Below are 12,322 nucleotides of genomic sequence, written 5' to 3' on the forward strand. Positions count from 1 at the left end.
AAGAAAGCGAGGGACACACATGGCTCGTTTCCCATCTATATATGCAGCAGTTTTTTTGTTTTCAGTGCTTCTTGTCGGCTGCGCTGACACCGATGAAGAGCCTGTCCCTGAAGAAACTAGCGAACAACCAGAGCAAGAAGAAGTAGAAGATGAACAATCAGCCGAAGCGACGACCAATCCTTGGGCCATTGAAGAAGAACACTTCAATGTAATTGAGGAAGTTGACGGAAGAGCAGTTATCCAAAACCCTGATAACCCTTCCGTCCTCGTCAACCACGACTACGCACTACCTGAAGACTATTCTCCGGATGACCTGGTCGTTCCAGACGTCCTTTTTTCTTTCGATGAAGATGTCGAAAAACGTTATTTAAGGGCACCTGCTGCCGATGCTTTAGAAGATTTGTTTGCCGCAGCTGAGGAAGATGGCTACCATTTGTTTGCTGTTTCAGGATATCGCTCTTTTGATCGCCAAGACGCTATATTTACAAATGCAGCAACTGAGCGTGGAGAGGACGCCGCGAGCGAAACCATTGCTTATCCAGGGAACAGCGAACATCAAACGGGTTTAGCGATGGATGTATCGAGTGAAAGCAACTCCTTTTTACTGAGCGAAGAATTTGGGGCTACACCGGAAGGCGAATGGGTGGAAGAAAATGCCCACCACTATGGATTTGTCATTCGGTATCCCGATCACAAAGTTGACATTACAGAAATCAGTTATGAACCGTGGCATTTACGTTACGTCGGCACGGACATCGCAGAAATTCTCGTCGAGCATGATCTTGTGCTTGAAGAATTCTTCGAGAAAGCTGTTCCAATGTAATTAAGCCTCTAAAGTAAAATCGGAGTACAGATCGTTTTTGATCTGTACTCCGATTTTTGCATGAAGCATTTTGGAGAGAACGGCCCGCCATCTTCTTCAAATTCCGGGTCTTCCGACCGATAGGAACGGGTGCCGGGACGAGGTATCGCAGGTCATTAAATCTATATAGGATGAACGAAAGAAAATGATGGGATGCTAGGATGTGGAAATTTCATCGTAGTTTCATACGATTGGACCGTTATGACAAAAGCGGAATCACTCTAAGGGTGTTTATACCGTGTAGGGCAGGTTCGTATTGTGCGCGCTAGTTTCCGCTTTCTGCGCTCCATATAGAATGAACTTAAGATTTTCCTAATTGCGCAGTTTGTTGTTGCTTTCCACTGCAGGCGGATGCTTGCACTCCGGAGTACAAGTGCAACATCGGTTCACGTTTTTGCCTCCTGGCTACGGTGTGTGGAAAGAAGTCCAAATGCCCCATATATTCATTAATGTGACACTTGAGAAAGAAAAATCATGATTTTAAACGTGAATGCGCACATAAACGGTGTCAACTGTCACAAATATTGCGATTTGTGACAGTTGCGTGTCGAAAGTGCCCGGTTTGAGGGCTGGATTGTCACATACGTGACCGGCCATCACATGCTTGTGCCAGGTGGTGAGCCTCGGTCACGACTTTTTGCCCTTCGGCAAACGTTTTTCGTGTTGCCCGCAACCCTTGCAGTGACGAACAACGATCGGCAACGAAGTTGCCCAAGTGCAACAAGATGAATTTCAACAGCCAATATGCAAGCACTCACCAGCAAAGACCCATCTCGGTCATCCGATTCAATGAATTTCTTTAGTTCAACTTATCTAGTTTGCTCTTTTCAACGATTTTTAGTGCTCATTTCTTAAAACTTGCGCGCAGTTTGTTCCAACTGGAGCGCAGATTGGACTAAACCTAACACCTTATGACACCGATCGGCCCCAGCGGGGCCGATTCGAAATCGTTCTCGGTTCGGCGCGGCTCGCGCCGACAGAATTTTTGGTTTTCAAATCAGGGTTCGGGGCAAGAAGTACGACTCAACCTTCGTGGCGGTTTTAGGACGAATGTGAACGTTACTTTGGAACTAGATTGCTGTTCATTTTCTTTAAAGTGCTGAATCTGATTCCATTAACGGATGTTTGGAAGTAGATGTCGATCGATTGGAAGCAGAACGACGCAAAACGGTCACCCATGAGTGATTCTGATTCCAATCGGTAAACTTTGGGAACCCTTTCTGGGGTTCGGGCAACTAGCGGGTTGGGAGTGCACCAAATCCCATCATAAAAACGTTGAATAGTACGAGTATTCGCCTTACAACCTCCCCTTTTCAGCGCCCAGCCATCATCCATGCTACGCACCGTGCAAGGTGTAGGTTTAAAATCTTACCATAGAATCTACTATGGTAAGATTTGAGCTAAGCAGGCTTCATAAATGGAAAATCATACCACATCCAGGAGCCACTCCCAAGTGTGCTACGTAAAAGCGCCAAGTCACTAAAAAAGCGTATCACTTTCTACACGACCCAACCTACTTCGGTTATTCAATTTCCAAATTCTCATTGTCCTCGTCGTTAGACCGAGGAGGCTCATCCGGTTCTCCCCGGTCTAGAAAACACGGGAGTCCTTTGGCCGCCGATGTTGCCCTTATAGTCAGGAGTACATAGAAAACACGGTGGGCGTCTCTTGACCACTCATGTTGCACTTGTATCTGGAGTACATAGAAAAAGGGACTGTGCCCAATGTCTATTCGAAGACCTTGGGCACAGCCCCGTTCTTTCATTCAAAAATCCAATCAAACACGGCCCACCCTAGGCCACCTATGATAGCGACAATTAAAGAACCAAGTAAGTTTTCAGCTGTTATTTTTTTATGTTTAGACAAATCAATTAACGTCCACCCAATAAAGATGGCAATTCCAAAAAATATAGCTCCCATGTTGCCTCCCACCTACAAATATTACACTAGCTTCTCTTCAACTTCTTTTACTAACAACACCCCTTCACGCACATATTTTTGGTCTACAAAAGCATCTTTCTCTTCTGGTGAAGAGAATTGGTTGAACACAGCACTGTAAGCTGTAATCCCATCATGCTCGATACCAGACTCGTAACGATGTGCGAGAAGAAATGGCGTACCGATGACGACTTCAGCGTGTCCGCTTCCGATTTCACCTACAACCGCCGAAAAAGGAATCCTTAAAAATGTGTACCCTTGACCATCGTCGTCCATTTGGTAATCCATGTAGCCATGGTCATACTCCCAATTTCCACCCATTGAAAATCCGAGGGGCTCGATTTTCTTTTCAAGCTCACTTAACGATAGTTCGACACCGGAAATGCGCGATTGCAATTCGAGCACGATATTCGCCTCCTTTAGGCTTTACCGTGCCTCATTCACACCAATTCATGCAACGTTCCCCTCGGAAGTTATTGGCAGATTACGTGAGTAGTCGTTCCTGCAACTGTTTTCTCCGTTCTTCAAATCCTTCTTTTCCTAAAAGAGCAAACATGTTCTGTTTATAGCTTTCAACCCCCGGTTGGTCAAATGGGTTTACACCAAGCAAAGTCCCGCTGATCGCACACGCTTTCTCAAAGAAATAAATGAGCGCACCGATGTGGGCTTCATCAAGTTGCTCCACTTCAATTTGCACATTTGGAACGCCACCATCAACATGTGCGAGTAACGTTCCATCCATCGCCTGCTCATTAACTTCGTTTAGCGATTTTCCGACAAGATAATCCAACCCATCTTCATTGCTGTCTGAGTATGGAATGGTCATATCTTTTGTTGCTTCTTTTACGCCAATAACGGTTTGAAACAGATGACGTCGGCCTTCTTGAACGTATTGCCCTAATGAATGTAAATCCGTCGTATAGTGTACAGAGGCTGGAAACAAACCTTTATGGTCTTTTCCTTCGCTCTCGCCAAACAACTGCTTCCACCATTCAGAAACTTGTTGAAGTTTCGGGTGATAGCTTGCGAGCAATTCAATTTGCTTTCCTTTGGCATACATTAACGTGCGAAATGCCGCATATTGGTAGCTTTCGTTTTCAAGAAGGCTTGGATGATCATACTGCTGCTTTGCAGAGCGCGCGCCATCGAGAAGCGCGTCGACGGAAAAGCCTGCAGCCGCAATTGGCAAAAGGCCTACTGGAGTCAATACAGAGAATCGTCCTCCTACATCATCAGGTACGACGAAGCACGTATACCCATTTGCATCGGCAACCGCTTTTAGTGCACCTTTGTTTGCATCGGTCGTCGCAATGATGCGACTCGCTGCCCCGCTTTGTCCGTAGCGTTGTTCCATCCAATGCTTTATGAGTCGAAAAGCGATTGCAGGCTCTGTTGTTGTCCCTGATTTTGAAGTCACATTTACGTATACACTCTTTTCATGTAGCGCATCGAACATCTCTTCGATGTACTCACCGTTTAGGTGATGACCGGCAAAAATCACTTCTGGCGCGTCAGACTTTTTCATGAAGGAATGAGACAAAGCCTGAATGACGGCTTTTGAACCTAAATACGAACCACCAATGCCAATGACGATAAGCACGTCAGCGTGTTCTTTAATTTCGGAAGCTTTCTGTTTAACACGGGACAATTCATCTTTATCTGCTGTCGGTAAGTCCAGCCACCCTAAATAATCTGCGCCCGGCCCTTTCCCAGTATGTAGTTGGTCATGTGCAGTTTTAACCGCAAGCTCCATCTGCTCAAACTCATGTGTTTCAAAAAAGTCTTTTGCATAGTTTGTCGTGAACGTAATCATGTTTTCCCTCCAAAAAATATTACTGGAAACCATTCCTTTGATTCATTGTCATAGTCCTCCTTTAATTGTATCAAGCTATGCGTATTAGGAACATACCAAGATCACGAAGGAGGTGAGTTTTTCATGAGTGGTTTGCAACGAGTCGCTCTCATTGTCACGATTATTGGTGCGATCAACTGGGGTCTTATTGGTTTTTTTAGTTTTGATTTGGTTGCTGCAATTTTTGGCGGTCAAGTAGCAGCATTGTCGCGTGTCATTTATGCCGTTGTTGGTCTCGCGGGTTTGTATAGCCTATCCATTTTGTTTACACCGAATGAAGAGTTAGAAGAAAGTCCGGAGCCCGAACGGCAATAAAAGAAAAACCCGGACAAAGCCAATGAGGCTACGTCCGGGTTCATTTTATTCGTGTTGGCAATTATTTACGTGCTCTCTTGTTGAGGTCTGCATGAATTTCATTTGACTGCTTTAACCAGTCTTTCAACTTGTCCTCAAGCGTATTAAACCCTTGATTCTTGTTGTTGTTGCTACTGAAATTCTTCGGTCCACGGTTACCACCGCCGCCACCGCGTGGTCCGCGGTCGCTTTTTTGCTCAGACCCTTCAGGGGCAGGTTGTGTCGCACGAATCGATAAAGAAATCTTGCCGGAGTCGCTGTCAACAGACTTGACTTTGACTTTCACTTCTTCACCAACGGAAAGAACTTCATTAATGTCTTTCACATATCCGTGAGCAACCTCCGAGATATGAACCAACCCTTGGTTCTTCTCATCTAATGCAACAAATGCACCGAACGGTTTAAGACCGGTAATCTTACCTTCAACAATGCTGCCAACTTCGTATTGTGTTACAGACATTCAAACATCCCCTAATCATTTATTAACTCATAAATCATACCATATGTTTTGCAAACAGGCAAAACAAAGTTCGCGGTAAATGTTGTGAATTCACGAACCGAACCATGAAAGTACCATTGACATTAAAGAAACGTCTGATTACTGTTAAACATAACACTTTACTACATATAAGAAAGCAGTTGAGAAAACGATGCAAAAAGAAAACTGGGGAACGCGTTTAGGATTTATTCTTGCAGCTGCAGGTTCTGCCATCGGACTAGGGACCGTCTGGCGTTTACCATACGTTGCTGGGGAGCAAGGCGGAGGATTGTTTTTCTTTATTTTTATCGCCCTCCTACTCACCGTCGGCACAAGTCTTTTGCTCGCTGAATTTGTTCTTGGACGCAGTACGAAAGAAGGAGCCATTGAAGCGTACCGAAAAGTCGCACCAAAAGGACAGTGGCATTGGATTGGAATCATCGGCATGATTGCCGCGTTTTTACTTCTATCTTTTTACAGCGTTGTGGGTGGCTGGATTACAACGTACTTTGTCCGGAGTTTCACCGGCAATGTAACAAACCCACCCGACGGGGATCATGGCGCATTGTTTGAATCGATTACTGCCAATCCTTGGGAGGTCGGTCTTGCCCACCTCGCCTTTATGATCATGACGATTCTCGTCGTGCAAATGGGCATTAAAAAAGGCATTGAAAAAGCAAGTTTGTACATGATGCCTGCACTATTTATTATCTTCTTGATCTTAATGATTCGCTCGCTCACACTCGACGGCGCTTGGGAAGGTGTCGTTTACTTTTTACAACCTGATTTTAGCGCTGTTTCTAGCGAAACCTTCCTGTTTGCACTCGGTCAAGCGTTCTTCTCTTTGAGCCTGGGTGTGAGTGTAATGGTGACGTACAGTTCTTATTTAGACAGTAAAGCCAGCTTGCCTGGTTCTGCCTGGTCGGTTGTGCTTTTAAGTGTTCTTATTGCCTTTATGGCAGGTCTTGCAATTTTTCCAGCGATTTACGCTTTCGGTCTACAGCCTGATGAAGGTCCAAGCCTAATCTTTGTTGTTATCCCTGCTGTTTTCCAACAGCTTGCCTTCGGCGAAGCGTTCTTTATGATCTTTATGCTACTCATGTTGTTTGCAACGCTCACTTCTGCGTTCTCACTTATTGAGATTATCGTGACCCCATTCGTACGAGGGAAGGAACACCTTAGAAAGCGCGTCACTTGGGCAGTGGGACTCTTAATTTTTGCGATGGGAATCCCATCAAACTTATCGTTCGGTTTGCTTGCAGACTTCCACATATTCGGTCTCACTTTTTTTGATGCTGTCGATTTCTTAGTAAGTAATATATTGTTACCACTTGGTGCTCTACTCATTTCTCTCTTTGTTGCGTATAAAATGAAACCAAGCATCATGCAAGAAGAACTTCTACGCGGGAGCCGATTTGGGAAAGGATTCTATTTCATTTGGCTCATTATGATTCGCGTCGTTGTCCCTCTCTCCATTATTGTAGTGTTTGTTTCGCAACTCATTCAATAACGAAAACCGCCCAGAGAGGGCGGTTTTTCTTTTGTCGATTCATGCGGTAGGCGTTGGAGGGGTAGCCAACTTCAGGGTGCCATTTTGCGCGCTAGTTTTCCTAGTTTAACGATATTAGCGCTCATTCCGCTAAAATTGCGCGCAGTTTGTTCCAACTGGAGCTCAGATAAAATGCCCATAAGCGAGCAACCTGTCCGAAGCCAAATCGGACTCGATTCGGCGCGATCCGCGCCGACGTCTTGTAGGTACTTCAGGGCGGGGATGTACACATAACCCGATGATCTGTTACCGAGTTTGCTCATTCTGTTACCTAGTTTAGGTAAATATATCGCTTTTCCTGCGATCTTCCTAAACTTGAGGACAGTTCGATCGCAACTCGAGCAAGGTTTCCACTTTACCAAGCTATCCATTGGTTCTTAACGAATTTCTTTCGTTCAACTGATATAAATCGCGAGAGTCCAGTATACTCCAAGCACTACGTGTAGACGCTATGCGTCTCGGACAATTCTGGACTAACCGATACTTTAAACGTGTTAGGCGTGTGCTCAGTTAACAGTTTGTTGTTACTCTATTAGCATTTGAACCTTAGCTCGTCCTCCAGAGAAACACCGCCGTGTACGAGTTTATTCTTTTTTATGTCGCTGAACGAAGCGAGCCATTCTCTCCATCGCTGTCTGCAGGGCATCCATTGATGTCGCATAAGAGCAACGAACATGACCTTCTCCACCTTCACCGAACACAGAGCCTGGAACGACGGCTACTTTTTCTTCTCTTAACAATCGCTCTGCAAATTCGTGATCATCCATGCCTGTAATGTCTACAGATGGAAATGCGTAAAATGATCCGCCTGGCATCTCGCAAGATAACCCCAACTCATTTAATGAGTTAACGATATAGTTCCTTCGACCATGGTAGCTTTTCACCATCGTTTGTACGTCATTTTGTCCGTTACGCAAAGCTTCTAATGCACCGTGCTGCGCTTGTGTCGGTGCACACATAAGTGTATACTGATGAATCTTTAACATTGCGGCTGAAATGTCAGCAGGGGCGCAAACAAAGCCTAGTCGCCACCCTGTCATTGCAAAAGCTTTGGAAAAGCCAGAGATGAGAATCGTCCGATCTTTCATTTTTTCAAGTGCTGAAAAAGCAGTATGGTCTTGATCATAGCTCAACTCGGCATAGATTTCGTCTGAAAAGACGAGAAGATTATGCTGCTCTACAATGGACGCAATGTTCTCCAGCTCTTCACGACTCATCACCGCTCCTGTCGGATTGTTTGGAAACGATAGGATAACAGCTTTCGTCTTATCCGATATCGCAGCTTCTAACCGCTCGGGCGTCAGTTTAAAATCGGTCGATTTGTCCGTTAACACAGGAACAGCTGTGGCTCCTGCAAGCTCAATGAGTGGACTATAGGAAACAAAGGACGGTGTAACGACGAGCACTTCGTCACCGGGATCGATCGTCGCTCGGATCGCAAGATCAATCCCCTCACTCGCGCCGACAGTGACAATGATTTCTGAATGTGGTTGATAGCTTACCGAAAAAGATTGTTGCAAATACCCAGCGATTGCTGACCTTAATTCAATGAGACCCGCATTGGCCGTATAAGAAGTAAACCCTTGTTCTAAAGACGTCATACATGCCTCACGAACGTTCCACGGGGTAACAAAGTCAGGCTCACCTACACCTAATGAGATGCAATCGTCCATCGTTGAAGCAAGCTCGAAAAAACGGCGAATGCCTGAAGGCTCAATTCGAGTGACAGCTTTTGATAATCTTCCGGTTTGTTGCTGAACTTCCTGCACATCTTTCATGGAGAGACCACCATTCTATGGTCTTTTTCATCTTCACTAAAAACAACGCCGTCATGCTTATATTTTTTCAATCGAAAATGTGTTGTCGTTGATAACACTGCTTCGAGTGTTGATAACTTATCGGATACGAACCGAGCAATTTCTTCCATCGTTTGTCCTTCAACCATCACAGATAAATCGTAAGTTCCAGACATTAAGTATAGTGCACTCACTTCTGGAAAACGTTGGATGCGAGCAGCAACCTCATCGAAACCTACCCCACGCTGCGGAGCGACTTTCACATCGATCATTGCGGCCACATGGGCATCTTTTTCAATGCGGTTCCAATTCACAACCGCTCCATAACTAAGAATGATCTTGTCTTGCTCCAGACGCTTAATGGTTTTTTTGACGGTTTCTTCGTCTTCATTTAACATCTTCGCTAGTACTGATGTATCAATTCTGCCATTCTGCTCTAAAATACGTAATAATGCGGCTTCTTGCTCTTTACTCATCGTTCACTCCCCTTGTATCGTTAAGCTATCTTTAATTGTCATATTATCTTATCACAGTTCGTAAATGTCGTGTTTGGAGGGAATTATGAAACCACGTTTAGCACTGCTTATCATTGATATGATGAATGACTTCCAATTTGAAGAAGGGGATGAACTTGCTTCTTCTTCGGTCACGATCGCCAAAAAAATAGCTACTTTAAAAAAAGCAGCTAAAGAGCAAGCCATTCCTGTAATTTACGTGAATGATAATTACGGGAGGTGGCAAAGTGATTTCAATGAAGTAATCCAACATTGTAAAAATGCCAGCTCTTCTGCAGAGCAGATTATACAGTGGCTGCAGCCAGAAACTAGCGATTACTTTGTTTTAAAACCGCAGTTCTCTGGCTTTTTCTATACACCACTGGACCTATTACTACGGGAATTGGATGTCCGTTCTTTACTCATCACAGGTATTGCAGGAAACATGTGTGTGCAGTTCACAGCGAGTGACGCATACATGAGAGGGTTTGCACTGAATATTCCAGAAGACACGACCGCTTCGTCCACAGTTGACCAACATGAGCGCTCGATTGACATGTTTAAGGATGTGCTAGGGGCAGATACAACCGCTAGTGATCAATTAAATTTCATCCATCTGCTCAAACGAGCAGACGAGCACTATGCAAAAACGAATTAAAATAGCCCTGAAATAACACCGTCATCACTTAGATCAATCTGCTCGGCTGCCGGTTGTTTTGGTAAACCAGGCATGGTCATGACAGCCCCAGTAACGACGACAATAAATCCTGCACCTGCACTCAACTTCACATCTCGCACACTCACAGCAAACTGTTCCGGAGCTCCCGTTAGTGTGCGGTCATCACTAAATGAATATTGGGTTTTGGCAATGCAGACAGGTAGTTCACCAAAACCTGCGCTTTCAAATTGCTCAATCTTTTTCAAGACTTGTGCCGACCATTTTACGTCTTTGCCCCGATAAACACTCTCAACAATGGCCTGCACTTTTTCGGTCATCCGGTCTTCATTTTTGTATGTGTACGTCAGTTTCGACGTTTCTGTTTCCACAAGATTAATGACAGCTTGTGCCAATGGTTCTACACCTTTTCCTCCTTCTGCCCAACCATTTGATATTTCGACTGCGTACCCGTGATGCTTACAAAGACTGCTAACCTTCTCAAGCTCTTCATCCGTGTCGGTTGGAAAACGGTTGATTGAGACAACCGTAGGAATGCCATACACGTGCGTCATATTATCCAAATGGCGGAGAAGGTTTGGCATGCCTCGTTCAAGAGCAGAGACATCTTCTCGGTCTAAGTCAACCTTTTCTACTCCACCGTGCATCTTCAGGGCTCTGACTGTAGCGACAACCACTGCCGCTGCAGGTGTAATGCCAGACGTCCGACATTTAATATTCACAAATTTCTCTGCGCCAAGATCGGCACCAAACCCTGCTTCTGTCACCGCATAATCCCCGAGCTGCATCGCTGTCTTTGTAGCAATTACAGAGTTGCACCCATGTGCAATATTCGCAAACGGCCCTCCGTGAATAATGGCTGGGTTATTCTCAAGCGTTTGGACGAGGTTCGGTTTAAATGCATCCTTCAAAATTGCAGCCATTGCACCTGCAGCACGTAAATCACCTGCCGTCACCGGTTTACGGTCATAAGAAAAGCCAATTACAATACGTTCTAACCTCGTTTTTAAATCGTTTCGATCTGATGCTAAACAGAGAATCGCCATAATTTCTGATGCTACCGTAATTTCAAAACCGTCTTCTCTAGGGATACCATTCGTTCTGCCTTGCAACCCACTGACAACATGGCGTAGTTGCCGATCGTTCATATCTACACATCGTTTCCATGAAATTGATTGGGGTTGTATGTCCAATTCATTCCCTTGGTAAATGTGATTGTCAATCATGGCAGCGAGTAAATTGTTAGCTGCACCAATCGCATGTAAATCACCTGTAAAATGGAGATTAATATCTTCCATAGGAACCACTTGACTGTGCCCTCCGCCAGCTGCCCCACCTTTCATTCCAAAAACAGGACCAAACGATGGTTCTCTTAGCGTAATGACTGTTTTTTTGCCTAGACGATTCAGCGCATCACCTAGCCCAACTGTTGTCGTTGTTTTTCCTTCCCCTGCAGGTGTTGGCGTGAGCGCGCTGACAAGAATCAACTTGCCCGCTTTGCCTTTATGTACAAGACGATCATTAATCTTTGCTTTATGTTTTCCATATAACTCAATGTCTTCTTCTTGAAGCTGCAATTTTGCAGCAATGTTTAAAATGTTTTCCATCTTAGCATTGTAAGCGATTTCAATATCTGAGTTCCCCATCGTATCATCCTTTCTTATTGGTGTACCATTTTTAGTATAACGAAGCTGTCCTCGTTCTGAAAGGTGATTTTTCATATCGCAGTTTTCACCTTAAAGCATAATTCAGCTGCACATGGTAGGCATGCCAAAAGAAAAGACATGAAGTGAACACTTCATGTCTGCGAACTAAAATACCGTTTCTAATGTTTGACGATCTTGTTGTAACCAGTAATTCATCCACTTCTTCGCTTCGTCCAAGTCATGTAGCTTTGCTTGACCGCACTCCAGCTCCGTTGCAGCTGGAACGTAATCATATTCTAGACCCTTTTGAATCGTCTTCTCCAAAATATCAATGATTTCTGGCACCGTCGCTTTGCCGTCAACAATAAGATAAAAACCTGTCTGACAACCCATTGGTGACAAGTCAATGATCTCAATATGATCGTAGGGCTCTGCAAATTCGCGAATGTGGATAGCTAACAAATGTTCCAACGTGTGGATTTCTGGTGGATTGAGGTTGGTAATATTCGGTTGAGCGAAGCGAATATCAAATTTGTGAACAACACCATCGGTACCGACGTGCTGTACGCCTGCCTGACGGACATACGGCGCTTTCACTTTTGTATGATCAAGCTCAAAGCTTTCGACTCGTGAACTCATATTGATCATCCCTTCATAAAGTAATACGTCATTTTCAT

Annotated in this window: 12 protein-coding genes; 4 read left to right on the forward strand and 8 right to left on the reverse strand. The window is 44.6% G+C overall.

Annotation, left to right across the window (positions count from 1 at the left end; translation table 11 throughout):
* Positions 1 to 19: 19 nt before the first annotated feature.
* Positions 20 to 823, forward strand: coding sequence for a M15 family metallopeptidase (locus ACE1TF_RS08780; protein ID WP_375016010.1), 804 nt, complete (start codon positions 20 to 22; stop codon positions 821 to 823).
* A gap of 1,800 nt (positions 824 to 2,623) precedes the next feature.
* Here ACE1TF_RS08780 and ACE1TF_RS08785 read toward each other — a convergent pair.
* From ACE1TF_RS08785 to ACE1TF_RS08795, 3 genes are all read right to left on the reverse strand, one after another.
* A complete protein-coding gene (locus ACE1TF_RS08785) occupies positions 2,624 to 2,782 on the reverse strand; it encodes a hypothetical protein (RefSeq protein ID WP_375016012.1) in 159 nt (52 codons plus the stop codon).
* A gap of 21 nt (positions 2,783 to 2,803) precedes the next feature.
* Entirely contained in the window at positions 2,804 to 3,205 is a 402-nt protein-coding gene (locus ACE1TF_RS08790) for a YugN family protein (RefSeq protein WP_042403159.1), read from the reverse strand.
* A 79-nt stretch (positions 3,206 to 3,284) separates the two neighbouring features.
* Positions 3,285 to 4,613, reverse strand: a complete 1,329-nt coding sequence (locus ACE1TF_RS08795; RefSeq protein WP_375016015.1) for a glucose-6-phosphate isomerase — start codon at positions 4,611 to 4,613, stop codon at positions 3,285 to 3,287.
* Between the two features lie 123 nt (positions 4,614 to 4,736).
* Here ACE1TF_RS08795 and ACE1TF_RS08800 point away from each other — a divergent pair, with 123 nt between their 5' ends.
* Positions 4,737 to 4,967 (forward strand): DUF378 domain-containing protein, encoded by a 231-nt coding sequence (locus ACE1TF_RS08800; RefSeq protein WP_375016017.1) that lies wholly within the window; start codon positions 4,737 to 4,739, stop codon positions 4,965 to 4,967.
* A 61-nt stretch (positions 4,968 to 5,028) separates the two neighbouring features.
* Here the strand turns inward: ACE1TF_RS08800 and yugI are convergent, their stop codons facing one another.
* A complete protein-coding gene (yugI, locus tag ACE1TF_RS08805; RefSeq protein ID WP_042429206.1) occupies positions 5,029 to 5,466 on the reverse strand; it encodes a S1 domain-containing post-transcriptional regulator GSP13 in 438 nt (145 codons plus the stop codon).
* 190 nt (positions 5,467 to 5,656) lie between these two features.
* On the opposite strand from yugI, the gene ACE1TF_RS08810 reads away from it, so the two are divergent.
* Positions 5,657 to 6,994 carry a sodium-dependent transporter gene (locus ACE1TF_RS08810; RefSeq protein WP_375016019.1) on the forward strand — a complete coding sequence of 446 codons (1,338 nt, stop codon included), beginning with the start codon at positions 5,657 to 5,659 and terminating at the stop codon, positions 6,992 to 6,994.
* Between the two features lie 623 nt (positions 6,995 to 7,617).
* Here the strand turns inward: ACE1TF_RS08810 and ACE1TF_RS08815 are convergent.
* Together ACE1TF_RS08815 and ACE1TF_RS08820 are read right to left on the reverse strand one after the other, a co-directional pair.
* Entirely contained in the window at positions 7,618 to 8,811 is a 1,194-nt protein-coding gene (locus tag ACE1TF_RS08815; protein ID WP_042403150.1) for an aminotransferase, read from the reverse strand.
* Positions 8,808 to 9,305: an Lrp/AsnC family transcriptional regulator gene (locus ACE1TF_RS08820; protein WP_042403148.1), complete on the reverse strand. Its 498-nt coding sequence runs from the start codon at positions 9,303 to 9,305 to the stop codon at positions 8,808 to 8,810. Before ACE1TF_RS08820 ends, ACE1TF_RS08815 begins: the two co-directional genes overlap by 4 nt.
* Positions 9,306 to 9,390: 85 nt before the next feature.
* Here ACE1TF_RS08820 and ACE1TF_RS08825 point away from each other — a divergent pair, with 85 nt between their 5' ends.
* Positions 9,391 to 9,981, forward strand: a complete 591-nt coding sequence (locus ACE1TF_RS08825; RefSeq protein WP_375016022.1) for a cysteine hydrolase family protein — start codon at positions 9,391 to 9,393, stop codon at positions 9,979 to 9,981.
* On the opposite strand, the gene ACE1TF_RS08830 is transcribed toward ACE1TF_RS08825, so the two are convergent.
* A complete protein-coding gene (locus ACE1TF_RS08830) occupies positions 9,978 to 11,720 on the reverse strand; it encodes a formate--tetrahydrofolate ligase (protein ID WP_483867161.1) in 1,743 nt (580 codons plus the stop codon). The two genes, ACE1TF_RS08825 and ACE1TF_RS08830, sit on opposite strands and share 4 nt — an antisense overlap.
* Before the next feature lie 90 nt (positions 11,721 to 11,810).
* On the reverse strand, positions 11,811 to 12,293 hold the full coding sequence (locus ACE1TF_RS08835; protein ID WP_081829383.1) for an S-ribosylhomocysteine lyase: 483 nt from the start codon (positions 12,291 to 12,293) through the stop codon (positions 11,811 to 11,813).
* Between the last annotated feature and the right edge of the window lie 29 nt (positions 12,294 to 12,322).

It is taken from the genome of Geomicrobium sp. JSM 1781026, assembly GCF_041949955.1.
Classification (GTDB): domain Bacteria; phylum Bacillota; class Bacilli; order Bacillales; family Marinococcaceae; genus Geomicrobium_A.